This is a genomic window from Streptomyces wuyuanensis, from assembly GCF_900103455.1.
Classification (GTDB): domain Bacteria; phylum Actinomycetota; class Actinomycetes; order Streptomycetales; family Streptomycetaceae; genus Streptomyces; species Streptomyces wuyuanensis.
This window is the reverse complement of sequence record NZ_FNHI01000020.1, coordinates 69,609-92,506: the sequence shown is the minus strand read 5'-3', so window position 1 is coordinate 92,506 and position 22,898 is coordinate 69,609. Positions and strand designations below refer to the sequence as shown.

The 22,898-nt window shown below is 73.1% G+C and carries 20 protein-coding genes; 6 read left to right on the top strand and 14 right to left on the bottom strand.

What is annotated here, in order from left to right:
* Positions 1-67 precede the first annotated feature (67 nt).
* From BLT82_RS26260 to BLT82_RS26245, 4 genes are read right to left on the bottom strand one after another with little or no spacing between them, the layout of a single operon-like run.
* Positions 68-1,264, bottom strand: coding sequence for an ROK family transcriptional regulator (locus BLT82_RS26260; protein ID WP_093659106.1), 1,197 nt, complete (start codon positions 1,262-1,264; stop codon positions 68-70).
* A gap of 15 nt (positions 1,265-1,279) precedes the next feature.
* Positions 1,280-2,146: a carbohydrate ABC transporter permease gene (locus BLT82_RS26255; protein ID WP_093659104.1), complete on the bottom strand. Its 867-nt coding sequence runs from the start codon at positions 2,144-2,146 to the stop codon at positions 1,280-1,282.
* Positions 2,146-3,117, bottom strand: a complete 972-nt coding sequence (locus BLT82_RS26250) for a carbohydrate ABC transporter permease (RefSeq protein ID WP_093659102.1) — start codon at positions 3,115-3,117, stop codon at positions 2,146-2,148. Before BLT82_RS26250 ends, BLT82_RS26255 begins: the two co-directional genes overlap by 1 nt.
* Positions 3,118-3,139: 22 nt before the next feature.
* Positions 3,140-4,543: an ABC transporter substrate-binding protein gene (locus BLT82_RS26245; protein ID WP_093659100.1), complete on the bottom strand. Its 1,404-nt coding sequence runs from the start codon at positions 4,541-4,543 to the stop codon at positions 3,140-3,142.
* Between the two features lie 136 nt (positions 4,544-4,679).
* Between BLT82_RS26245 and BLT82_RS26240 the strand changes: the two genes are divergently transcribed.
* From BLT82_RS26240 to BLT82_RS26220, 5 genes are all read left to right on the top strand, one after another.
* On the top strand, positions 4,680-5,726 hold the full coding sequence (locus tag BLT82_RS26240) for a zinc-dependent alcohol dehydrogenase (RefSeq protein ID WP_093659098.1): 1,047 nt from the start codon (positions 4,680-4,682) through the stop codon (positions 5,724-5,726).
* Between the two features lie 10 nt (positions 5,727-5,736).
* Positions 5,737-6,537 (top strand): sugar phosphate isomerase/epimerase family protein, encoded by an 801-nt coding sequence (locus BLT82_RS26235; RefSeq protein ID WP_093659096.1) that lies wholly within the window; start codon positions 5,737-5,739, stop codon positions 6,535-6,537.
* The gene (locus BLT82_RS26230) at positions 6,534-7,886 is read left to right on the top strand and encodes an amylo-alpha-1,6-glucosidase (protein WP_244529618.1); all 1,353 of its coding nucleotides are present in this window, start codon (positions 6,534-6,536) and stop codon (positions 7,884-7,886) included. Before BLT82_RS26235 ends, BLT82_RS26230 begins: the two co-directional genes overlap by 4 nt.
* The gene (locus tag BLT82_RS26225; protein WP_093659094.1) at positions 7,883-9,820 is read left to right on the top strand and encodes an amylo-alpha-1,6-glucosidase; all 1,938 of its coding nucleotides are present in this window, start codon (positions 7,883-7,885) and stop codon (positions 9,818-9,820) included. The genes BLT82_RS26230 and BLT82_RS26225 overlap by 4 nt, the downstream gene beginning before the upstream one ends.
* Positions 9,821-9,960: 140 nt before the next feature.
* Positions 9,961-10,755 (top strand): SDR family NAD(P)-dependent oxidoreductase, encoded by a 795-nt coding sequence (locus BLT82_RS26220; RefSeq protein WP_093659224.1) that lies wholly within the window; start codon positions 9,961-9,963, stop codon positions 10,753-10,755.
* Between the two features lie 36 nt (positions 10,756-10,791).
* Here BLT82_RS26220 and BLT82_RS26215 read toward each other — a convergent pair whose 3' ends face one another.
* Positions 10,792-11,385: a helix-turn-helix domain-containing protein gene (locus BLT82_RS26215; protein ID WP_093659092.1), complete on the bottom strand. Its 594-nt coding sequence runs from the start codon at positions 11,383-11,385 to the stop codon at positions 10,792-10,794.
* Positions 11,386-11,491: 106 nt separating this feature from the next.
* Between BLT82_RS26215 and BLT82_RS26210 the strand changes: the two genes are divergently transcribed.
* On the top strand, positions 11,492-12,367 hold the full coding sequence (locus BLT82_RS26210) for a class I SAM-dependent methyltransferase (protein ID WP_093659090.1): 876 nt from the start codon (positions 11,492-11,494) through the stop codon (positions 12,365-12,367).
* Positions 12,368-12,370: 3 nt separating this feature from the next.
* On the opposite strand, the gene BLT82_RS26205 is transcribed toward BLT82_RS26210, so the two are convergent.
* The 9 genes from BLT82_RS26205 to BLT82_RS26165 form a co-directional block, all read right to left on the bottom strand.
* The gene (locus tag BLT82_RS26205; RefSeq protein WP_093659087.1) at positions 12,371-13,111 is read right to left on the bottom strand and encodes an SRPBCC family protein; all 741 of its coding nucleotides are present in this window, start codon (positions 13,109-13,111) and stop codon (positions 12,371-12,373) included.
* Positions 13,112-13,129: 18 nt separating this feature from the next.
* A complete protein-coding gene (locus BLT82_RS26200) occupies positions 13,130-14,275 on the bottom strand; it encodes an XdhC family protein (RefSeq protein WP_093659085.1) in 1,146 nt (381 codons plus the stop codon).
* Positions 14,268-15,416, bottom strand: a complete 1,149-nt coding sequence (locus BLT82_RS26195) for a vWA domain-containing protein (protein WP_093659083.1) — start codon at positions 15,414-15,416, stop codon at positions 14,268-14,270. Before BLT82_RS26195 ends, BLT82_RS26200 begins: the two co-directional genes overlap by 8 nt.
* Positions 15,417-15,421: 5 nt before the next feature.
* Positions 15,422-16,369, bottom strand: a complete 948-nt coding sequence (locus BLT82_RS26190; protein ID WP_093659081.1) for an AAA family ATPase — start codon at positions 16,367-16,369, stop codon at positions 15,422-15,424.
* A 14-nt stretch (positions 16,370-16,383) separates the two neighbouring features.
* Positions 16,384-17,238 (bottom strand): FAD binding domain-containing protein, encoded by an 855-nt coding sequence (locus BLT82_RS26185; protein ID WP_093659079.1) that lies wholly within the window; start codon positions 17,236-17,238, stop codon positions 16,384-16,386.
* On the bottom strand, positions 17,235-19,700 hold the full coding sequence (locus tag BLT82_RS26180; RefSeq protein ID WP_093659077.1) for a xanthine dehydrogenase family protein molybdopterin-binding subunit: 2,466 nt from the start codon (positions 19,698-19,700) through the stop codon (positions 17,235-17,237). Before BLT82_RS26180 ends, BLT82_RS26185 begins: the two co-directional genes overlap by 4 nt.
* Entirely contained in the window at positions 19,697-20,176 is a 480-nt protein-coding gene (locus BLT82_RS26175) for a (2Fe-2S)-binding protein (RefSeq protein ID WP_093659075.1), read from the bottom strand. The genes BLT82_RS26180 and BLT82_RS26175 overlap by 4 nt, the downstream gene beginning before the upstream one ends.
* Positions 20,177-20,302: 126 nt before the next feature.
* Entirely contained in the window at positions 20,303-21,070 is a 768-nt protein-coding gene (locus BLT82_RS26170; protein WP_093659073.1) for a class E sortase, read from the bottom strand.
* Between the two features lie 174 nt (positions 21,071-21,244).
* Positions 21,245-22,723, bottom strand: coding sequence for a glutamate-cysteine ligase family protein (locus BLT82_RS26165; RefSeq protein ID WP_093659071.1), 1,479 nt, complete (start codon positions 22,721-22,723; stop codon positions 21,245-21,247).
* Positions 22,724-22,898: the final 175 nt, after the last annotated feature.

Sequence of the window (22,898 nt, the reverse complement as noted above, 5' to 3'; positions counted from 1 at the left end):
TCGGGGACGTGCTCGGACGTCATGGGCTGGGGGATGGCGGGGGCGAGGACCGGGTCGGCCGGAACCGTCAGGTCCCGCCCGCGGCGGCCAGCCTGGCGTCGGCGATCTCGGGCGAGTACAGGTGCTCCACGACCATCGCCGCCGCGCCCGCGAGCGCGGCCCGGTCGCCGAGTTCGCTGGTCGCCACCGTCAGATGGGCCGTGGTGCGGGGCATGGCCCGCTGGTAGAGGAGCTCACGGACCCCCGTGAGGAACGGGGTGCACGCCAGGTCGCCCGCGATCACCAGCACCCCGGGGTTGAGCAGCGTCACCACCGTGACCAGCACCTCTCCGACGCGCTGCCCCGCCTCCCGGGCGAGCCGCACCGCGTCCGGCTGCCCGGCCGCCAGATGCTCGCGCACCTCGGTCGCCGAGGGGGCGGGGATCCCCAGTGCCGTGAGCTGCTCGGCGATCGCACGGCCGCTGGCGACCGCGCCGAGGCAGCCGTACGAGCCGCACATGCACAGGGCGTCCTGCCGGTCGTGCAGCCGGATGTGGCCGATGTCGCCCGCGCCGCCGTCGATGCCCCGGTACGGCTCGCCGCCCACGACCACGCCGGCGCCGATGCCCGCCGACACCTTGATCAGCGCGAACGCGGAGCAGTCCGGGTAGTGGTGGCGCTGCTCGCCGTACGCCATGAGGTTGGCGTCGTTGTCGACCAGGACCGGGGGCGGAGCGACGGCCGCGCCGACGTGCCGGGCGAACGCCGCCTGCATGGCGGACTGGACGGGGTGGCCGTCCCAGCCGGGCATGACCGGCGGCTGGACGACCGTGCCGGTCTCCCAGTCCACCGGTCCCGGAACGGACAGCCCGATTCCGCACACCGCCCCGGCCTCCACCTCCGCGGCCCCGAGCAGAGCGGGGAGCCACGAGCCGACCGCGTCCAGCACCTTGTCGGGGCCGTCCGAGATCAGCAGCGGCCGGGTGTGCTCGGCCAGGACCGTCCCCGCGAGGTCGGTCACCGCGGCCCGCCCGTGCGTGGTGTCCAGGTCGACCGCCAGCACCACCGCGTGCCGGGCGTCGAACTCCAGGCGTACGGACGGCCGTCCGCCGGTGGAGGTACCGGCCGTGTTGCGCAGCCAGCCGGCGTGGAACAGCTGGTCGAGACGGTGGCCGACCGTGGAGCGCGACAGCCCGGTGGCGGCCTGGAGCTCGCCGCGGGTGGTGGCCTGCCCGCTGCGGATCAGCTTCAGCAGATGGCCTGCGCTCGCCTGGTTCGTCGGCATGGGTCGTTCGTGCTCCTAGCTCTTGTCGGCGCCGCTGGTGAGGCCCTCGGTCAACAGGCGTTCCGCGGCGAAGAACAGGAGTACCACGGGGATGGTCAGGACCACCGAGCCTGCCATGAGGACAGTCTTGGGCACCTCGATCCCGTTGGCGAGCTGCTGCAGACCGAGCGACACCGTCCATGCGTCGGGGTCGGCGGCGAGGAAGAGGAGCGCGAAGAGGAACTCGTTCCACGCGATCATGAACACGTACAGGCCCGTGGCCATCAGCGAGGGCAGTGCGAGCGGCAGGATGACCCTGCGCATCGCCTGGAGGCGGGTGCAGCCGTCGAGCGCGGCCGCCTCCTCGATGCTGTACGGGATGGTGACGAAGTAGTTCTTCATCATGTAGATCGACACGGGCACGGTCTGGGCGATGTAGACCACGGCGAGGCCCACCAGGCTGCCGGACAGGCCGATCCTGGCGAACATCACGAACAGCGGGACGGCGAGCAGCGTCGCCGGGAAGAGGTAGACCGCGAGGAAGAGGGCGCTGACGTGCCGTCCGCCGAAGAACCTCAGCCGGCTGACGGCGTACGCGCCCGGCACCGCGGCGGCCAGCGTCAGGACGACCGTTCCGAGCGCGACGAGGGCCGAGTTGACGAGCATCCGCAGGAAGCCCTGGCCGCCCTCGGAGGTGGGCCGGAGCACGCTGCGGTAGGTGTCGAGGGTGAAGTCCTTCGCCGACACCCACAGCGAGCCGGGATCCAGCAGCAGGGCGTCGATCGGCTTCACCGACAGCAGGAGCATGTAGTAGAAGGGCGCGATGGTGATGACGGCCAGGAAGGCGATCGTCACCCACCGCAGGATTCCGAAGAGGCGTTCCTCGAACTGGGTGCGGGTCATCACGCCTCCTCCTGAACCTTCTTGGCGAAGAACTTGAAGTAGATGCCGAGCAGCAGGGTCAGCACGGCGGCCAGCACCAGTGCCTGGGCCGCGGCCGCGCCGACGTCGTAGCGGGCGGTGAGGAAGTCGTAGACCCGCACCGCCACGACGTCGGTGCCGGAGCCGCCGCCGGTGAGCAGATAGACGTCGTCGAACTTGTTGAACGTCATGATGAAGCGCAGCACGCACAGCAGCGCCACGACGGGCATCAGCTGGGGGAGCAGGATGTGGCGGAACCGCTGGGTGGGGGTGGCGCCGTCGACCCGGGCCGCTTCCTCGAGACCGTCGGGCACCGCCTGCAGACGGGCGAGCAGGAAGAGGAAGGCGAAGGGGAAGTACCGCCATATCTCGAAGACGATGACGGTCAGCAGGGCGAGCGGTATGTCGAAGTGCAGGCCCAGCAGGTCCACTTCGTAGGAGCGGGTGGAGAGGAAGGCGATCGGGTCGTCCCAGCCGAGCAGCTTCGCGCCCCACTCGTTGACGATCCCGTACTGGGGGCTGAGGGCCACCTCCCAGGCGAACGCGACCGCGACCACGGGCGCGACGTACGGCAGCAGCATCGAGCCGCGCAGCAGACCGCGGCCGCGGAAGGGCCTGCGCAGGGCGAGGGCGGCGACCAGGCCGAGGAGGACCGAGCCGGCGGTGGAACCCACCGTGTAGACGAGGGTGGTGCCGAGGCTGGACCAGAATCCTGCGGATCCGAAGACCTTGCCGAAGTTGTCCAGGGACCAGTTGCCGAACAGGCCCATGCCCTGGATGTCCACCAGCCGGGCGTTCTGGAACGCGAGCAGGACGGTCCACAGGATCGGGACGATGACGACGACCAGCACCACCAGGAAGGTGGGGGAGACGAAGGCCAGGCCGGCGCGGTTCTCCCGCTGTCCGGTGGTGAGTGTGCGGCGCTTCCTCGCGCCGCCGGTTTCTGTGCTCATGAGACTTCCTCGCGGGGCGGCGCTACTGGAGCGACTTCTGGAGGGCGGTGACTTCTTCGTCGGCCTCGCGGGCGGCCTGGGCGGGCGAGATCTGGCCGCTGGTCATGGCGCCGATGGCCTTCGGTACGGGCAGTTCGCCGTTGGTGGCGCCGACGAGGGCGCCGTGGCCCTCGGTGATGCCCCAGCGCTTCATGTTGCTGACGCCGTGGGCCAGTTGGTCGAGCAGCGCGTCGGAGTACACCTGGTTCATGGGCTTGCGCGTGTCCACGCCGGCCTCGCTGGCCCGCCAGGCGCGCTGGTAGCGCTCCGGGTCGTCGGCGGTCCCGGACCGGACGGGGATCTTGCCCTCGGGCGCCATGCCGAACCAGTCCTCGTAGCCCTTGTCCATCATGTACTCGATGAACTTCCGGGAGGCGTCGGTCTCCGCCGTCCTGGTCACCGCCCAGGAGGTGATCTCGCCGAACTGGGCGGGCTCCGAACCGTCGGGGCCCGAGAGTGCCGTGACGATGCCGCTGCTGCGGGAGAGGAACTCCTTGTCCTTCTTGCACTCGTCGCAGCTGGGGAGGGCGTCGTCGCGCAGCCCGGCCAGCTCGTCGAGGAGGAACGAGGACCACACGATCATCGACGACTTGCCGGCGAAGTAGGTGGCGCGGGTCGAGTCGACGGACTGGGTGCCCGGGGCGCCGTAGGTGCGGCCGAGCCGGTCGTAGGTGGTGAAGGCGCGGCGGCACTCGGGTGAGTCGAGTCGCACGTCGCCCCCGGCGTCGACGAGCCGGCAGCCGTTGGCGAGGGCGAGGTTCTCGAAGCTCTGCTGGGTGAAGACGTCGCCCGGGTCGGTGGCCACGGAGATGCCGTCGCGGCCCTTGCCGTCGAGGGCGGCCGCGGCCTTCAGGAGCTTGTCGTAGGTGTCGGGGACCGGCAGGCCCGCCTGCCGCAGCTGGTCCTGGCGGTAGACGAGGAGCTGCAGCCAGGCGTCGGAGGGGACGGCCAGCTGGGTGCCCTCGTCGGCGGTCAGCCGCAGCGCGTTGGCGTCGAACGTCGAGCTGCCGAGACTCCGGACGATCTGCTTGCTCACGTCGGTGTCGAGCAGGCCGTTGCCGTACATCTGCCAGACCTGGCCCATGGGGACCGCGCCGATGACGTCGGGGAGCTTGCCCGCGGCGGCCGCGGACATGATCAGCTGCGGGAGCTGGCCCTCGTCGACGCCGACGAGCTCGACCTCGATCCCAGTCTCCTTCTCGAAACGGTCGATGATCCTGTTCGTGGCCGCCATGCGGGGCGGAAGGTTCTCCTGTGACCAGACCGTGATCTTGTTGTCCGGTGCGGCAGGGCCCTGACTGGTGGAGCAGCCGGCGAGCAATCCGATGCTCGCCATCGCCACCAGGCCCGCGGCGGTCGCCCTCGACCGCCGGATCCACTTGCGCATGGCTTGTCCTCACACTACTTACGTTGGGTTCTGAGGCATCTCAGCATCACTTTTGCGTCTTGACAAGACATAACCCTGAGATATCTTCGACCTAAGTAGTGAGATCAGTACTGGGAACAACCCTTCGGAGCCCCACGTGGAACGCGTCGTCCAGTTCACCGGCCCCCGGCAGGTCGAAGTCGCCGAGCACGAGAGAGCGCCACTGCCGCCCGGTCATCTGCGCGTGCGGACCCGCTACTCCGGCATCTCGGCCGGCACGGAACTCACCGCCTACCGCGGCACCAACCCGTATCTGACCCGCACCTGGGACCCCGAGGCCCGGCTCTTCCGCGACGGCGCCGCCGGCATCGAGTACCCGGTGGCCGGCTGGGGCTACTCCGAGGTCGGCGAGGTCACCGAGGTGTCGCCCGAGCTCGCCGGCACGCCCGGCCTCCCCGCCCCCGGCGACACGGTCTGGGGCATCTGGGGCCACCGCAGCGAAGGAATCGTCCCCGCCGAGCGCCTGATCGGCCACGTCCTGCCGGCCGGGCTCGAACCCCTCGCCGGCGCCTTCGCCCGTGTCGGGGCGATCGCCCACAACGCCGTCCTCGCCTCCGACATCCACGTCGGGGAGGACGTCGCCGTCTTCGGCCAGGGCGTCATCGGACTGCTCGCCACCCGGCTCGCCCGGCTCAACGGCGCGCGCGTGACCGCCGTCGACGCCCTCGACGGCAGGCTGGCCACCGCAACGGCGTACGGGGCCACGACCACGCTCAACGCCCGCACCGACGCCGTGGCCGAGCGCATCCGCGAAGCCACCGACGGCCGCGGCGCCGACGTCGCCATCGAGATCAGCGGTGCCTACCCCGCCCTCCACGAGGCCCTGCGCTCCGTCGCCGTCGGCGGCCGCGTCGTCGCCTCCGGCTTCTACCAGGGCGACGGGGCGGGCCTGCGGCTCGGCGACGAGTTCCACCACAACCGCGTCCAGCTGATCTGCTCCCAGATCGGCGGGGTGCCGCCGCAGCTCTCCGGCCGCTGGACCGTCGAGCGACTCCAGCAGACCTTCCTCTCGCTCGTCGCCGAAGGGCTCGTCGACGTGCAGTCCCTCGTCAGCCACGTCGTGCGCGCCGAGGACGCCGCCGACGCCTACACGCTGCTGGACGAACGCCCCGCCGACGCCCTCCAGGTCGTCCTGGAATTCTGAAAGGCCCCTGATGCTCAAGACCGCCTGCCAGGAGCAACTGCTGCCCGGGGACACCCTCCAGGAGAAGTGGGAGTTCGCGCAGAACGCCGGCTTCGACGCCATCGAACTGCGCGCCAAGGGAGACCACCACTTCCGGGGACGGCTCCCCGAACTGCGCGCCGCCCTCAAGGACGGCGTGGTCATGCCGACCGTCTGCGTCGACATGCTCCACTTCTTCGGCGCGTTCGACGCCGACCTGCGCCGGGACGCCGTCGAGCAGATGAAGTCCCAGCTGTCCGTGATCGCCGAGATCGGCGGCCGCGGCGCCCAGACCCCCGCCTCCTACGGGATGTTCTCCCGCCGGCTGCCCCCCTTCGAGCCGCCGCGCGGTGAGGAGGAGGAGCGCGCCGTCCTCCTCGAAGGGCTCACCGAACTCGGCGAGCACGCCCGCAAGGAAGGCGTCCACCTCTACCTCGAACCCCTCAACCGGTACGAGGACCACATGGTCAACCGGCTCGAGCAGGCCGTCGACCTCATCCGCGCGGTCGGCCTGGACTCGGTGCGCATCGGCATCGACAGCTACCACATGAACATCGAGGAGGCCGACCCCGCGGCCGCCATCCTCGAAGCGGCCCCCTACATCGGGCACGCCCAGGTCAGCGACTCCAACCGGTTCCAGCCCGGCGCCGGTCACCTCGACTGGCCCGCCTGGCTGGCCGCGCTCCACACCATCGGCTACGACGGCTACCTCGCCGCCGAGTGCCGCCTCACCGGCGACCCGGTCGGTGCCGTCCGCTCCATCCCCGGCTTCCTGCGCAGGTCCGGCGCATGACGACGACCCTCACCGACCGCCCGGCCCGCGCCCGGGAACGACTGCGGCGCGACGCCGCCCGCGTCCTGCTCACCAACTGGACGGGCACCTCGACCGTGCCCTCGCACACGCTCTATCCGCACCAGTGGAGCTGGGACTCGGCGTTCATCGCCATCGGGCTCCGGCACCTCTCGCCCCGGCGCGCGCAGCGCGAGCTGGAATCCCTCGTCGGCGCCCAGTGGGCCGACGGGCGCATCCCCCACATCGTGTTCAGCCCCCGGGTGCCGCTCGACGCGTACTTCCCCAGCCCCGACTTCTGGCGGTCCAGCACGGCCGGCCGCGCAGCGGGCGCCCCGGCGGGTACCGAGACCTCCGGAATCGTCCAGCCCCCGGTCCACGCGCTCGCCGCCGCGCTCGTGCACGAACGCGATCCGGCCACCTCGCGCCGCCGCGGCTTCCTCGAGCGGTTGTACCCGCGCCTGGCGGCCTGGCACGACTACCTGCTTCGCGACCGCGACTTCACCGGCCACGGGCTCGCCTCCGTCGTGCACCCCTGGGAGCCGGGCATGGACAACAGCCCGTGCTGGGACGGTCCGCTGCGCCGGATCACCCCGGCGCCGCCCGAGTCGTTCCGGCGGGTGGACCTGACCCACGGCGACGCGGCCGCCCGGCCCACCGACCTGGACTACGGACGGTACGTACGGCTGGCCGCCGACTACCGCGACCACGGCTACCGCGACGCGGGCACCCCGCACCCGTTCGCCGTCGAGGACCCCGGCTTCAACGCCCTGCTCATCGCCTCCGAGCACGCACTCGCCGGGATCGCCGAGCAGGTGGGCCGCGATCCGCGCCCGCACCGGGAGCGCGCCGAGGCGCTCACCGACGCGCTCGTACGCCACCTGTGGCAGCCGAAGGCCGGCATGTTCCTCTGCCGGGACGTACGGGGCGACTCCGTGATCGAGGACAGGAGCGTCACCGGGCTGCTGCCCCTCGTCGTGCCGTCGCTGCCCGGCCACGTGGTGGACGCCCTGCTGGGCACGGTCACCGGTGAGCACTTCGGCCTCGGGACGGGAACCCGGCTCGTCGCGAGCTACGACCTGCGGGGCCCCGCATTCGACCCGGCCCGCTACTGGCGCGGCCCGGCCTGGTTCAACATCAACTGGCTTCTGGAGCGCGGACTGCGCCTGCACGGTGCCGCGTCCGAGGCCGACGCGCTCCGGCGGGCCGTCCTGGACGCCGCCGGCGGCTCCCGCTTCGCCGAGTACGTCGACCCGTACACCGGCGAGGGCCACGGCGCGAACCGCTTCAGCTGGACCGCGGCGGTCGCCCTCGACCTGCTCGCCGGCACCGCCGAGGAGGACGGCCGATGAGCCCGCGCCGACTCCTCCTGCACGCCGGTGCCTTCGCGGCGACCGGGCCCGGCGGCGACATCGCCGGCACCCGCGGCGCGTCCCCCGACGGGCTGTTCACCAGGGACACCCGCCATCTGAGCACCTGGATCCTCACCGTCGACGGGCGGACCCCGACGGTCCTGGTGCCGGCCCGCGGACCGGGCGGCGGCGCCGCCGTGCTCACCGCGGTCGGCAGCCGTGACGAGCCCTCCGACTGGACGCTCTTCCGCCGGCAGGCCCTGCGCCACGGCCGGCTCGTCGAGCATCTGCGCATCACCGCTAACACCGGCCGGGACACCTCCGTCACCGTCCGGCTGGAAGCCGCCGCCGACTTCGCCGACCAGTTCGAACTCCGCGGCGACGACCGGCAGTACGACAAGGCCGGCGCCATACGCACCCTCGATCTGCTCCCCGGCGGAGCCGCATTCCACTACAGGCGCGGCGACTGGCACGCGAGCACCACCGTGACCGCCTCCCCGGCGCCTCGCGCGGAAGCCGCCGGGGAGCGCGTCGCCCTGGAGTGGACCGTAGAGCTGCCCGCCCACGGCAGCGCCGAGATCACCGTCCACGCCACGGCCGTCCCGCACGGCGCCCCCGCCGCACCCGCGCCGCCGGCCACCGTCGCGGAGGCCGAGGAGCAGGCGCGGCGGGAGCACGAGGCGTTCACCGAAGGGGCGCCGGCGGTCCCGTCGGGGCACGAGGAACTGGGCCGCGCCTGCCGGCAGGGGCTGGACGACCTCGCCGGACTGCGCGTCCCCGCCGCCGGCCCTGACGGCGGGACCGTCCACGTCCCGGCGGCCGGTGTGCCCTGGTTCCTCACCCTGTTCGGCAGGGACTCGCTGCTCACCTCGTACTTCGCGCTGCCGTACCGCCCCGGCCTGGCCGAGGCGACGCTGCCGGCGCTCGCGGCCACCCAGGCCGCGGAGCACGACCCGGCCCGCATCGCCGAACCCGGCAAGATCGTCCACGAGATCCGGCACGGCGAACTGGCCCACTTCCGCCAGGTCCCCTACGGCCGCTACTACGGCTCCGTCGACAGCACGCCCCTCTTCCTGGTCCTGCTGCACGCCCACGCCGAGCGGACCGGTGACCTCGCGCTCGCCCGGCGACTGGAACGCCAGGCCCGCGCCGCCGTCACCTGGATGTTCGACCACGGCGGGCTGAAGGAGCGCGGATACCTCACCTACCGCGCCGACGGCCACGGACTCCTCAACCAGAACTGGAAGGACTCCGAAGGCGCCGTCTGCTTCACCGACGGGACGCAGGCCACCGGCGACATCGCCGTCGCCGAGGCCCAGGGCTACGCCTACGACGCACTGCTGCGCACCGCCGCCCTGGCCCGCGACGCCTGGCACGACCCCGACTGGGCGGCCGAACTGGAGTCGGCGGCCGGGGACCTGCGCGCCCGCTTCGGCGCCGACTTCTGGATGGCCGACCGGGCGTTCCCGGCCCTCGCCCTGGACGGGGCGGGTCGCCGGGTGGACGCGCTGGCCTCCGACGCGGGCCATCTGCTCTGGTCGGGGATCCTCGACACCGAGCGGGGCCGCGCCACAGGACGGCGCCTGATGGAGGACGACTTCTTCTCCGGCTGGGGCATCCGGACCCTCGCGGCGGGACAGGCCCCGTACCACCCGCTGTCCTACCACCGGGGCAGCATCTGGCCCCACGACAACGCGGTCATCGCCCTGGGCCTCGCCCGCTACGGGCTGCACGGCGAGGCAGCCGTACTCGCCCGGGCGCTCGCCGGTGCCGCCGCGCACCACGACCACCGGCTTCCCGAGGTCATCGCCGGCTACTCCCGCGTCCCCGGCGAAGGGCCCGTCCCCTACCCCCATTCCTGCTCCCCCCAGGCGTGGGCGGCCGCGACCCCCCTCGCGCTGCTCACCGCGGTGGGAGCACGGGCGGAGACCTGACGATCCGCCCCGGGTGGCTTCCGGTGCGTCCCCCGGACCGGAAGCCACCCCCAGGTCACCGCGTGGACGTTCCGCGCCCGGGGTGCCGGTTCTGCGTGGCGCCGCCGGTTCGCGCGGAGTTCCGTGGCAGCGTGGGGCGGGTGCATGTGGATCTGAGCGGCAGGACCGCCATCGTCACGGGTTCCTCACAGGGCATCGGACTCGCCATCGCCGTCGGCCTCGCCGGAGCCGGCGCCGCGACCGTCCTCACGGGCCGCGGCGAGGAGCGGCTGCGCGAGGCGCGGGAGCAACTGCTGGACCGGGTACCGGACGCGCGGGTGACGTCCGTGGCCTGCGACCTCACCACCGAGGAGGGCGCCGCACGGCTGCGGGCCGAGGTGCCCGACGCGGACGTCCTCGTCAACAATCTCGGGATCTTCGGCCCCGCCGACCCGCTGGAGATCACCGACGAGCAGTGGCGCACGTACTTCGACGTCAATGTGCTCAGCGCCGTGCGGCTCATCCGCGCCTATCTGCCGGGCATGAAGGACCGGGGCTGGGGCCGGATCCAGAACATCGCCAGCGACTCCGCCATCGTCATCCCCGCCGAGATGATCCACTACGGGACGTCGAAGACCGCGCTGCTGGCGGTCTCCCGCGGTTTCGCCAAGGAGGCGGCCGGCAGCGGTGTGACCGTCAACTCGGTCATCGCCGGCCCCACCCACACCCCGGGCGTCGAGGAGTTCGTGTACGACCTGGTCGGCCGGGACCTCCCCTGGGAGGAGGCGCAGCGCGAGTTCATGCGCCTGCACCGCCCCCAGTCGTTGCTGGGCCGGCTGATCGAACCGTCGGAGATCGCCAACCTGGTCGTCTACCTCGGCTCGGATTACGCCTCGGCGACGACCGGAGGGGCGGTCAGGGTCGACGGCGGATACGTGGACTCGATCCTGCCCTGACGCCCGATCCGCGTGGCGGCTCCCGGCCCCGGGCGGTCAGTCCGAGACCGGGCGCGCCCGTACGTGCATCCGCTCGCCCTGCGGCCCGAACAGGGACAGGAACTCCACGGGCCGGTCCCCGGCGTTGGCGAAGCCGTGGGGGGTGCGGGTGTCGAACTCCGCGGCCTCGCCCGCGCCGAGGACCAGATCGTGCTCGCCGAGCGCCACCCACAGCCGCCCGGTGAGGACGTAGAGCCATTCGTAGCCCTCGTGCACCTTCTGCTCGGGACGCACGCCCTTGTCCTTCGTGCGGGGAGGCACGATGTGCTTGTAGGCGTGCAGGCCCCCGAGGTAGCGGGTGAGCGGCACGTACGTCTGCCCGTTCCGGGTGAAGGGGCGCTGCCGGATCCGGGCGTCACCCACGGCGGGCGCGCCGACCAGCTCGTCCAGCGGCACTCCGTACGCCCGGGCCAGCGGCAGGAGCAGTTCGAGCGTGGGCTTGCGCCCGCCGGACTCCAGCCGGGACAGCGTGCTCAGGGAGATCCCCGTCGTCTCGGCGATCTGGGCCAGCGTGCTGCCGCGCGACTGCCGAAGGGCCCGCAGCCTCGGCCCCACGGCCGTGAGCACCCCGTCGAAATCGTTCTCCGCCATGGATCCATTTGCCGGCACGGCAAATGGCTTTGTCAAGTGGAGACTGTCCGGAAAAGGCCGCCCGGCCCGGCCCGCCCACGTGCCCGCGCACGGTTGGATGGTCCCCATGACCGAAGCAGCCGAGCACGAAGCGCCACTCGCCCCCTCCCTTCGGCAGATGATGCGGACCAATGAGGCCAACTGGGACGCACGCACCCCCGTGCACCTGGCCAGCGCGTTCTACGGGCTCGGCGAGGACGGCCGGGCCGACCCCGACCGCTGGTTCGGCGACTTCGAATGGCAGGACCTCGGCGACCTGACCGGCCGCGACGTGCTCCACCTGCAGTGCCATCTCGGCACCGAGACGCTCGCCTTCGCCCGGCGCGGCGCCCGCACGACGGGGCTCGACATCTCCGGGGCGTCCATCGAAGCCGCCCGCGGGCTCGCCGCCGGGGCGGGCCTTGCGGTCGACTACGTCCGGGCCAACGTCTACGACGCGGCCGAAGCACTCGGCACCGAACGGCGGTTCGACGTCGTCTACACCGGCAAGGGCGCACTGTGCTACCTGCCGGACCTCGACCGCTGGGCCGCCACGGTCGCCGGGCTGCTGCGCCCCGGCGGCCGCCTCTACCTCGTCGAGTTCCACCCGCTGCTCAACGCCCTCGGGCCCAAGCCCGCGCCCGGCGAGGGCTCCGAACTGCTGCTGCGCCACGACTACCTGGGCGGACGCGGCGCGATCCGCCGGGACTCGACGTACACGTACACCGACGGCCCGGCCGTGCGCGGGACGACCGAGAGCTACGAGTGGATGCACGGGATCGACGAGGTGGTCAACGCGCTCACCGGGGCGGGCCTCGGGATCACAGTGATGCGCGAGAGCGACGAACTCCCCTGGCCCCGCTGGCCGGAGATGGTCCGTACCGCGGGCGGCTGGTGGCGGCTGCCCGACGGCTCGCCCCGGATCCCGCTGCTCCTCGCCCTTCTCGCGACCCGCGCGGACTGACGGTCAGTGTCGCCGGCGCCGGACGATCACGGCCACCGCGGCGGCGGCCGCCCCGGCAGCCAGTGCCGCCGGGACGATCCGCCTGGCGACCGGCAGGCCCGCGGTCCGTACGAGATCGATGGGCGCGGCGGCCCCGGCCGGTCCGGCCTCCGCCCGCGCCGCAGGCGCGGGGCCGCCGGGCTCCACCTCGGCACTGGTACCCCCGGGCGGCGCGGACGGGCCGCCGGGCTCCGCCGCCGCAGTGGCCCCCGCGGCCCTGCCCTCGCCGGCCGCCGTACCCGTCCCGGCCTCCGCGCCGGGCGTCCGGACGAGTTCCCCGGCCAGACAGTCGGCGAACCTGCCCACGAGCTTGTCACCCACCTCGGCCATCACGCCCCGCCCGATCTGAGCCGGCCGCCCCGTCACGGCGAAGTCGGTGTGCACGGACACGGCCGTCCCCTCGCCGGAGGCCGTGAGCCCGGCCGTGACGGTCGCCCGCGCCGTGCCCTGCCCCCGCACCTCCTTGCCGCTCGCCCTCAGCACCATCCGGTGCGCCGCCTCATCCCTCTCCTCGAAGACGGCGGTGCCCCGGTACGTCAGCGTGACCGGGCCCACCTTGACCTTCACGGTGCCGTTGACCTTCTCGCCGTCGAACTCCTGGACGGTCGTACCCGGCAGACAGGGCGCCACCCGCTCGATGTCGAGGAGCGCCCGCCAGGCCTCCTCGACCGGTACGGGGACGGTGAACTCGTGCCGCAGTTCCATGCTCCGCTCCGTTCCTCGTCACACGCCGGCAGATCCCGCCCGCGTCCCGGAGTCACCGGGAGCCGAACCGGGCGGATGGATCGCCCCCGCCGTCTCCGCCAGCGGCGCGCCGCTCCCGCCCCAGCGCAGCGCGACGATCTCCGCCGCCACGGACACGGCGACCTCCTCGGGAGTACGGGCCCCCAGGTCCAGACCCACCGGCGAGCGCAGCCGGGCCAGTTGCTCCTCGCCCAGCCCGGCCTCGCGCAGCCGCTTCGTCCGATCGTCGTGGGTGCGGCGGCTGCCCATGGCGCCGATGTACGCCGCCGGCCGGCGCAGCGCCTGCTCCAGCAGCGGCACGTCGAACTTCGGATCGTGCGTCAGTACGCAGACGACCGTGCGCGCGTCGGTCTCGGTGCGGTCCAGGTAGCGGTGCGGCCAGTCCACGACCACCTCGACGCCCTCCGGGAACCGCTTGGGCGTGGCGAACACCGGGCGCGCGTCGCACACCGTCACCCGGTAGCCGAGGAAGTCGCCGATCCGGGCGACGGCCGCCGCGTAGTCGATGGCCCCAAACACCAGCATCCTCGGCGGCGGCGCGAACGAGTGCAGGAAGACCGAGACGTCGTCCTCGCGCCGCTGCCCCCGCGGCCCGTAGTGCCGCATGCCGGTCGAGCCCTGTGCCAGCCCGCCGCGGGCGTCGGCCACGACGGCCGCGTCCAGCCCCTCGGAGCCGAGCGTCCCGGCCACCTCGTCCGCCCACACCGCCAGCGTGGCGCCGCGCGGCGCCGGGCCGTCGGTCACGGTCGCCACCGTCACCGGACGGTGCGCGGCGACCGATTCGGCCACCGCCCCGAACACCGCGTCGGTGCCGGGCGAGACGGCCCGGACCAGCAGCGTGATCTCACCGCCGCAGGTCAGACCGACCGCGAACGCGTCCTCGTCGCTGTACCCGAAGGTGTGCAGCCGCGCCGCGCCATCGGCCAGGACCTCCTGCGCCATCTCGAAGACCGCGCCCTCCACACAACCGCCGGACACGCTGCCCACGACCTCGTCGTCCGGGCCGACGGCCATCGCAGCGCCGGGCCCGCGCGGCGCGCTGCGGCTCACCGACACGACCGTGGCCAGCCCGAACGGCTCGCCCTCGGCGTACCAGCGGCCCAGGGCAGGCAGAATCTCACGCATCCTCGGCTCCTCTCACCACTGCGGCGAGGTGCTCCAGCGCCGCCAGACTGTGTCCCTCGACGAACGCGTCGACACTGGGCAAGGCTGCCGCCATTCCGGCCGCCAGCGGCGCATAACCGGGCCGCGCCTTGCGCGGATTGGCCCACACGACCCGGTGGGCCAGCCGGTGCAGCCGTCGCATCTGGGCCGCGAGGAGGGCCGGGTCGCCGCGCTCCCAGCCGTCGGACAGCACCACGACGACGGCGCCCCGTGCCATCCCGCGCTGCCCCCACCGGTCCAGGAAGGCCCGCAGCATCTCGCCGAGCCGGGTGCCTCCGCGCCAGTCGGGAACGGCGGCGGCGACCGCCGCCAGCGCGGCGTCCGGGTCGCGGTGCTCCAGCGCGGCCGTCACCCGCGTCAGCCGGGTGCCGACGGTGAACACCTCCGTGGCCGACCTCGACCCGGCAGGTCCGCGGTGCGCCGCCGCGTGCGCGAACCGCAGCAACGCGTCCGCGTACGCGGCCATCGACCCGCTGACGTCCACCAGCAGCACCACGCGGCGCGGACGTTCGGCACGCGCCCGCCGCCGCAGTCGCGCCGGTTCACCGCCGCGGCGCAGCCAGTCCCGGACCGTCCGCCGGGGATCCACGACGCCCCGGCGGGCCGGCCGCAGCCGCGCGGAGCGCCGCGGCTCGCCCCGCAGCGAGAACGCGGCCAGCAGTCGCCGCACCTGGTCGCGCTCGGCCGCCGTCAGCGCGGCGACGTCACGATGCCGCAGCACCTCCGCCGGACTGGCGAGGGCGGCCGCCGCGCCCGGCCGCCGGTCCTCCTCGCGGGCGCCGCCGGGGACGCGGTCCGTCGGGCGTACGACGAGCCGCGGCGGCGGGGGAGCGGGCGGCAGCGGCCGGGCGCGCGGTCCCTCGGGCCATGCGCGCGGCCCGAAGTAGCCGGCGAACACGCGGTCGTAGCGGTCCAGGTCGTCCTGGCCGCCGCACAACGTGAGCCGCCCGGCCCAGTACACGTCGGTCCGCCGCCGCGGCCCCAGCACGTCGAGCGCCCGCAGGAACGTCTGCACCCGGTCCGGCCCGGCGTCCAGTCCCGCCGCGCGCAGCGCACGCGCGAACCCGACCAGCACCGCGGCGCCGCCGTCGACCGCCGTCATCGGCCTCACGCCCCCGCCGCCCGCAGGGCGAGGACCGCGGAGAGGTCCATGGACCGGGCCCGCTCCGTGTCCTCCCGGTACTTCAGCACGGACCCGAGCGTCGAAACGGCCAGCTCCGCGTCCAGCTCCGTGGCGCCCAGCGCGTCCAGCGCCTCGGCCCAGTCGATCGTCTCGGCCACTCCCGGCGGCTTCACCAGCTCCTCCGACCGCAGCGCCTGGACGAGGGCGGTGACCTGCTCGGCGAGCCGGGCCGACACCGCGGGCAGCCGGCTGCGGACGATCGCCAGCTCCCGGGCGAAGCCGGGATGGTCGAACCAGTGGTACAGACAGCGCCGCTTGAGCGCGTCGTGCACCTCGCGCGTCCGGTTCGACGTCAGCACCACCACGGGAGGCGTGGTGGCCCGCAGGGTGCCGAGTTCGGGCACGGTGACCGAGTACTCCGACAGCAGCTCCAGGAGGAACGCCTCGAACTCGTCGTCCGCCCGGTCCACCTCGTCGACGAGCAGCACCGAGGGCTGGATCCGCAGCGCCTGCAACAGCGGCCGTTCGACGAGGAAGCGCCGGTCGTACAGCTCCGCCTCCAGCCCCTCCACGTCGGTGACCCCGGCCGCCTCGGCCGCGCGCAGGTGCAGCAGCTGCCGGGGGAAGTCCCAGTCGTACAGGGCCTGCGAGGCGTCGATCCCCTCGTAGCACTGCAACCGGATCAGCGGTGCGCCCAGCATCCCGGCGAGCGCGCCCGCGAGCGAGGTCTTCCCCACGCCGGCGTCGCCCTCGCAGAACACCGGGCGGTGCAGCCGGAGCGCCAGGAAGCAGGCCGTGGCCAGGCCCTCGTCCACGAGATAGCCGACGTTCTCCAGCCGCCGCCGCACCTCGTCCGGGCTGTCCGGAGGGCCGGCGGCCCGTCGCGCGCCGTCGCCGGCTTCCCCCGTGGGCCCGGTCGCCGTCCCGCTCATCGGCGCGGCACCCGTCAGGCCGGCCCGGCCGCGGCGAGCACCGCCCGCCGGGTGAGCACCCGGGCCATGTGCTCGCGGTACTCCGCCGAGCCCCACAGGTCCGAGGAGGGTCGGGTGCCCTCGGCCGCTGCCTGGGCGGCGCGCGCCACGTCCTCGGGACCTTCCGCGCCCGCGAGCGCCGCCTCGGCCGCGGCGGCCCGTACCGGGGTCGGCCCCATGTTGGTGAGTCCGATCCTCGCCTCGGCGATCCGCCCGCCGTCCGTGCGGACGAGGACCGCCACGCCGACCGCCGCCCACGCCTGTGCGGCGCGGTGGAACTTCTCGTAGCGGAACCCCCAGTTCCCGGCCTTCGGGATCCGCACCTCGACCAGCACTTCGTCGGGGTTCAGCGCGGACTGCAGGTAGTCGGTGAAGAAGTCCCGCGCCGGGATCGTCCGGCGGCCCCGCGGTCCGGTGGCGACGAGTTCGCCGTCGAGCGCGAGGACGACCGCGGGCAGGTCCGCGGCGGGATCCGCGTGGGCGAGCGACCCGCCGAGCGTTCCCCGGTTGCGTACGGCCGGGTCGGCGACCGTCTCCGTCGCCGCCGCGAGCAGCCCCGCGTGCGTCCGCACCAGTGGGTCTGCCATCACGTCGTGATGCGTGGTCATGGCGCCGATGACGAGTGCGTCCTCCTCCTCGCGTACGCCGCGCATTTCGTCGATCCTGCCCACGTCCACCAGCAGTTCGGGGAAGGCGAGCCGGAGCCGCAGCATCGGGAGCAGGCTCTGGCCGCCGGCGAGGACCTTGGCGTCCTCACCGGCCTCGGCCAGCGCGGCCACGGCCTCGTCCACCGACTCCGGGCGCCTGTAGTCGAAAGCCGCGGGGATCATGCCAGTCCCTCCTCGCTCGGGGCGGGTGCCTGGCCCGTCGTCGGCACCGTGCCCTCCGGACGCCGGTCTGTCGGGGCTGCGTCTTCCTCGCCACGGGCCTGCCGGATGGCCCGCCACACCCGTTCCGGGGTGCACGGCATGGGTACGTCCGTCACCCCGAGGGGGCGCAGCGCGTCCACGATGGCGTTGACGACCGCCGGGGTCGAGGCGATCGTCCCCGCCTCACCGACGCCCTTCACGCCCAGCGGGTTGGTGGTGGCGGGCGTCTCGGTGCGCTCGGTGGTGAACTCCGGCAGGTCCACCGCCGACGGCACCAGGTAGTCGGCCATCGTCCCGGACGTCAGATTCCCGTCGGCGTCGTAGACGGCCTCCTCGTAGAGCGCCTGGCCGATGCCCTGGGCGAGCCCGCCGTGCACCTGGCCCTCGACGATCACCGGGTTGACCACCCGGCCCACGTCGTCGACGCACACATAGGAGCGGATGCGGGTGTGGCCCGTCTCCGTGTCGACGTCCACGGCGCACAGATGCGTTCCGTGCGGGTACGAGAAGTTGTCCGGATCCACGACGTGGTCGGCGTGGATCGTCGGTTCCATGCCGTCGGGCAGGTCGTGCGAGGAGAACGCCTCGAACGCGATCTCCTGGATCGTCCGCCGCGCGTCGGGAGAGCCCTTGACCGAGAACACGCCCTCCGCGAAGTCGAGGTCGTCCTCGCCGGCCTCCAGCAGATGGGCCGCGATCCTCCTGGCCTTCTCCACGACCTTCTGCGCCGCCTCGTGGACCGCCGTACCGCCGACCACCAGGGAGCGAGAACCGTAGGTGTCCATCCCCTGCGGCGCCGCCCGGGTGTCGCCGTGCACGACCTCGACGTCCTCGAACGGCACGCCCAGCACGTCGGCCGCGATCTGGCTCCAGCACGTCACATGGCCCTGGCCGTGCGGACTCGTTCCCGTGACCACCTCGACCTTGCCCGTCGGCAGCATGCGGACGTTCGCGGTCTCCCAGCCGCCGGCCGCGTAGCGCAGGTCCCTCAGCACCCGGCTCGGCGCGACCCCGCACATCTCCGTGTACGTCGAGATGCCGATGCCGAGGCGCACCGGATCGCCGCGCCGCACCCTCTCCTGCTGCTCGGCCCGCATCCCCTCGTAGCCGAACAGGGCCAGCGCCTTCTCCGTCGCGGCCTCGTAGTCGCCGCTGTCGTAGGTGAGTCCGGCGATCGAGGTGTACGGGAACTCGTCGTGGCGGATCCAGTTGCGCCGGCGCAGCTCCAGCGGGTCCATGCCCAGCTCGGCGGCGAGTTCGTCCATCATGCGCTCGATCGCGAACGTCGCCTCCGGACGGCCGGCGCCCCGGTAGGCGTCCGTGGGCGTCCGGGTCGTGAAGACCCCGGTGCAGGTGAAGGCGTAGGCGTCCATCTTGTAGATCGCCGGGTACATGAACGCGCCGAGCAGCGGGGTCCCGGGCGTGATCAGCATCAGGTACGCGCCCATGTCGGCGAGCAGGTCGACCTTCAGTCCGAGCAGCTTTCCGTCGCGGGTCGCCGCGACCTGGACGTCCTGGATCTGGCCGCGGCCGTGGTGGGTGGCGAGGTAGCCCTCGGAGCGGGACTCGGTCCACTTCACCGGCCGGCCGAGCGTGCGCGCCACGGCGAGCGCGACGGCCTCCTCCCCGTACACCTGGAGCTTGGAGCCGAAGCCGCCGCCCACGTCCGGGGCGATCACCCGCAGTTTCTGCTCGGGGATGCCGGTGACCATCGCCATCAGCACCCGCACGATGTGGGGGATCTGGGTCGCGGAGTACATCGTGTACTCGCCGGAAGCGGCGATGGGCATCACGACGACGGCACGCGGTTCCATCGCGTTGGGGATGAGGCGCTGCTGGAGGAACCGCCGGGAGACGACCACGTCGGCCCGGGCCCGCACGGCGTCCCAGTCCTCACCGGTCGTCAGCGGCCAGACGTAGCAGCGGTTCGTGCCCTTGTCCGCGTGCACGAGCGGTGCGCCCTCCGCGAGCGCCGCCTCCAGGTCGAGCACGGGCTCGAGCGGCGTGTAGTCGACGTCGACCGCCTCCAGGGCGTCGGCCGCCGCGTACCGGTCACGGGCGATCACCACGGCGACCGGATCCCCGGCGTAGCGCACCTCGTCGACGGCGACCGGCGGATGGTCGGGCATCACGATGTCCTCGGTCACCGGCCACACGCACGGCATCGAGGCCAGCCCGTCGGCGAGGTCGCGTCCGCTGAACGCGGCGACGACACCGGGCCGCTCCAGCGCGGGGGGGACGTCGACCCGGTCGATCCGGGCGTGCGCCATGGGGCTGCGCAGCACCGCCATGTGCAGCATGCCGGGCACGCTGATGTTGTCGGTCCAGGTGGTCTGCCCCGTGACCAGGTGCGCGTCCTCCTTGCGGGCCCGGGCGCGTCCCACTTCCCGCTCGTGCGTCCGGTCCGCCGGCCCGGCGGTCATGTCCTGGCCTCCTGCCCCTCGCGGGCTGCCGCCAGCACCGCCTGGACGATGTTCTGGTAGCCCGTGCACCGGCAGAGGTTGCCCTCGAGGCCGTGGCGCACCTCGTCGGGAGTGGGGTCCGGATTCTCCCTGAGGAGGTCCCGGGCAGCCATGATCATTCCGGGTGTGCAGTAGCCGCACTGGAGTGCGTGCTTCTCGTGGAAGGCCCTCTGGAGGGAGTCGAGCCCACCGGTGGGGGCGCCGAGCCCCTGCACGGTGGTGACCTCGCCGCCGTCGGCCTGGACGGCGAGCACCGAGCAGCTCTTGACGCTGCGGCCGTCCAGTTCGACGGTGCACGCGCCGCAGCTGCCGGTGTCGCAGCCGATGGGGGTGCCGGTCAGTCCCAGGCGGTCCCGCAGATAGTGGACCAGCAGCAGCCGCGGCTCCACATCGTCCTGGTAGGCAACGCCGTCCACGGTCACCGAGATACGGTTCATCGGCCCTCCCAGGGGGCCCGGGCAGGGAATACCAGCCGGTTTTGTCTGATATGACCAACTCTAGATCGGCGCAACACGCCCCGCGACCGTGCCGCTTGGCCGCGGCACGGAGCCCGCTCCGGCCGGTCAGCCCGCGGCGTCGCGCACGTCCGTGAGCACGCCCACCCGGTCGATCCGGTGCTCCGGGTTGTTCCGGTCGTCGCGCCAGAAGTTCCCCGCGGCGTTGTCCTCCGGTGTGGCGCAGGTGGAGATCGTGATCATCGCCTGTGTGGCGGTCCTGCCCGGGAAGCCCGGCACCGCGGCCCGCTGCTCGGCCAGTGACCGGGCGGACCGGAAGGACGTCGTCCGGTGCTCGGTGATCCGGTACTCGTAGATCTTGCCGCCCGAGGTCAGGAGGACCGGATCGCCGACGCCCAGCGACGTCAGGTCGCGCAGCGGCCCGCCGGCGGACAGCCGGTGCGCGGTGACGAGGTAGTTGCCGACCTCGCCCGGTCCGACCCCGCCCCGCTCGCCGTAGGGGCTGGCGGCCACGCCGCGGTCCTGGATGCGCGTCCCGGGCCAGTCGTCGGTGGTCCCCTCGTACGGGACGACGCGCAGGTCCGCGACGCCGATCGACGGGATGCCCAGCTCGGCCGGCTGCGTGCGTGCGCCGCCGGGCGGCCTCGGGGTGGCGCCGGCGGACGGGACGGAAGCCGGGTCGAGGGCGGTCGACGGCGGCGGCGGGGTGGAGGGGCGGGACTCCGGTGCCGGGGCGGCCGCCGACGAGGTGCCGGCGGTTGCCGCGGGCTTGTCGGACGCCCGGGCGCCGCCGGACGCGGTGGTGCAGCCGGCGGCCAGCACGACGACGAGGGCTGCGGCGAGAGCGGTGGGAACGGTGCGGGAAGAAGCGTGCATGGGCGGCACTCGGATCGATCCATTGCGGGGACGCATCGGGCCACGGTCCTGCGGGCCGTGGCCATCCCCACGACGGTAACCGATCGTTTGTTCCTGTGCCGCCGCTCGTGATGCGCCTCTCGGCCGCGGCCGCCCCGCCGTGCCGGGGCCCGCTGCGGGCTCGAGCCGGGCCGCTCAGTCGACGGGCCAGGTGTGCGCGGGCGCGTTGAGGTGCATGTAGTCGATGTACTGCTGGGTCATCCGCCGCAGCGCTTCGTGGTGGGACACATGGGCGGTGCTGTTGATGTGGTGGAACATCTCCGCCTGCCACACGGCCCCGTTACGGCCCGTGACGCAACGCTGCTCGATGATCCCCAGCAGCGGCTCCCGCCACTGCGCGTCCATCCCGGACAGCTCCAGACCCCGGTGCGCCAGCGGCAGCAGACGCCGCAGCACCAGTTCGGCGACCGGCACCTCGCCCATGCCGGGCCAGTACAGACGGGCGTCGATCCCGTGCCGCGCGGCCGTGTGCAGATTCTCCTCGGCGGCCGAGAACGACATCCGCGACCACACCGGGCGCTCCTCCTCGACCAGGGCACGGGTGAGGCCGTAGTAGAACGCGCCGTTGGCCAGGACGTCGGCGACCGTCGGCCCGGCGGGCAGCACCCGGTTCTCCACGCGGAGATGGGGCCGGTCGTTCGTCACCGCGTACACCGGGCGGTTCCAGCGGTAGATGGTCCCGTTGTGCAAAGTGAGTTCGGACAGTTCCGGGATGTCGCCGCCCTCCAGCGTCTCCTTCGGATCCTGGTCGTCGCACAGCGGCAGCAGGGCGGGGAAGTAGCGCAGGTTCTCCTCGAAGAGGTCGAAGACGCTGTTGATCCACCGCTCGCCGAACCACACCCGCGGCCGCACGCCCTGCACCTTGATCTCCTCGGGCCGGGTGTCGGTCGCCTGCTCGAACAGGGGGATCCGGGTCTCCCGCCACAGCTCCTTGCCGAAGAGGAAAGGTGAGTTCGCGGCCAAGGCGATCTGCACGCCCGCGATGGCCTGTGCCGCGTTCCAGTACCCGGCGAACTCGTCGGGCGAGACCTGCAGATGGAACTGGGTGCTCGTGCAGGCGGCCTCGGGCGTGATCGTGTCCGCGTACGTCCGCAGCCGGTCCACGCCGTCCACGGAGATCCGCAGGTCCTCGCCGCGGGCGGCGAACACCTGCTCGTTGAGCAGCCGGTAGCGCGGGTTCTCCGACAGCGCCGCCTCGCCCACGTCCTTCTGCTGCAGGGTCGGCAGGATCCCCACCATCGCCAGGTGCGCGCCCACCTGCGCGGCCCGGTCCTCGGCGTGGTTGAGCGCGTCCCTGATCTCCTGCTCCCAGGCGTCGGGGCCGCCGGCCGTCAGCCGGCGAGGTGGAATGTTGATCTCCAGATTGAACCGGCCCAGCTCGCTCGACCAGGCGGGGTCGGCGATCGCCTCGAGCACGTCGGTGCTCCGCATCGCCGGTTCGGCCGCGCTGTCGACGAGGTTCAGTTCGATCTCCAGGCCGACCTGCGGCCTCTCCGACTCGAACCGTGACTCGCGCAGCATCAGCGCGAAGGTGTCGAGACAGTCCTGCATCTTGTTCCGGTACCGACGGCGGTCGTCACGGGTGAACACCAGCGCCGGGACGTCTCGTCCCATCGGCCCTCCCGTATCTCCTCGGGCCCGACCCCCTCTCAGGGTGCCACTGCCCGCCGGACTCGACCAGCGAGACGAGACGGCGGCGGAGCGGGGCCGGCCGGAGCGCCGCGCCACCGGCGCGGCTGTTACACACCGCCGCGTCCGAGCCGTTCGGCGGGTGGGGTGGCGCACGGGG

What these genes read in the sequence shown, in the direction of transcription:
- BLT82_RS26260 (WP_093659106.1), bottom strand. Translation starts at nt 1,264, where the DNA reads ATGCCGACGAACCAGGCGAGCGCAGGCCATCTGCTGAAGCTGATCCGC.
- BLT82_RS26255 (WP_093659104.1), bottom strand. Translation starts at nt 2,146, where the DNA reads ATGACCCGCACCCAGTTCGAGGAACGCCTCTTCGGAATCCTGCGGTGG.
- BLT82_RS26250 (WP_093659102.1), bottom strand. Translation starts at nt 3,117, where the DNA reads ATGAGCACAGAAACCGGCGGCGCGAGGAAGCGCCGCACACTCACCACC.
- BLT82_RS26245 (WP_093659100.1), bottom strand. Translation starts at nt 4,543, where the DNA reads ATGCGCAAGTGGATCCGGCGGTCGAGGGCGACCGCCGCGGGCCTGGTG.
- BLT82_RS26235 (WP_093659096.1), top strand. Translation starts at nt 5,737, where the DNA reads ATGCTCAAGACCGCCTGCCAGGAGCAACTGCTGCCCGGGGACACCCTC.
- BLT82_RS26230 (WP_244529618.1), top strand. Translation starts at nt 6,534, where the DNA reads ATGACGACGACCCTCACCGACCGCCCGGCCCGCGCCCGGGAACGACTG.
- BLT82_RS26225 (WP_093659094.1), top strand. Translation starts at nt 7,883, where the DNA reads ATGAGCCCGCGCCGACTCCTCCTGCACGCCGGTGCCTTCGCGGCGACC.
- BLT82_RS26215 (WP_093659092.1), bottom strand. Translation starts at nt 11,385, where the DNA reads ATGGCGGAGAACGATTTCGACGGGGTGCTCACGGCCGTGGGGCCGAGG.
- BLT82_RS26210 (WP_093659090.1), top strand. Translation starts at nt 11,492, where the DNA reads ATGACCGAAGCAGCCGAGCACGAAGCGCCACTCGCCCCCTCCCTTCGG.
- BLT82_RS26205 (WP_093659087.1), bottom strand. Translation starts at nt 13,111, where the DNA reads ATGGAACTGCGGCACGAGTTCACCGTCCCCGTACCGGTCGAGGAGGCC.
- BLT82_RS26200 (WP_093659085.1), bottom strand. Translation starts at nt 14,275, where the DNA reads ATGCGTGAGATTCTGCCTGCCCTGGGCCGCTGGTACGCCGAGGGCGAG.
- BLT82_RS26195 (WP_093659083.1), bottom strand. Translation starts at nt 15,416, where the DNA reads ATGACGGCGGTCGACGGCGGCGCCGCGGTGCTGGTCGGGTTCGCGCGT.
- BLT82_RS26190 (WP_093659081.1), bottom strand. Translation starts at nt 16,369, where the DNA reads ATGAGCGGGACGGCGACCGGGCCCACGGGGGAAGCCGGCGACGGCGCG.
- BLT82_RS26185 (WP_093659079.1), bottom strand. Translation starts at nt 17,238, where the DNA reads ATGATCCCCGCGGCTTTCGACTACAGGCGCCCGGAGTCGGTGGACGAG.
- BLT82_RS26180 (WP_093659077.1), bottom strand. Translation starts at nt 19,700, where the DNA reads ATGACCGCCGGGCCGGCGGACCGGACGCACGAGCGGGAAGTGGGACGC.
- BLT82_RS26175 (WP_093659075.1), bottom strand. Translation starts at nt 20,176, where the DNA reads ATGAACCGTATCTCGGTGACCGTGGACGGCGTTGCCTACCAGGACGAT.
- BLT82_RS26170 (WP_093659073.1), bottom strand. Translation starts at nt 21,070, where the DNA reads ATGCACGCTTCTTCCCGCACCGTTCCCACCGCTCTCGCCGCAGCCCTC.
- BLT82_RS26165 (WP_093659071.1), bottom strand. Translation starts at nt 22,723, where the DNA reads ATGGGACGAGACGTCCCGGCGCTGGTGTTCACCCGTGACGACCGCCGT.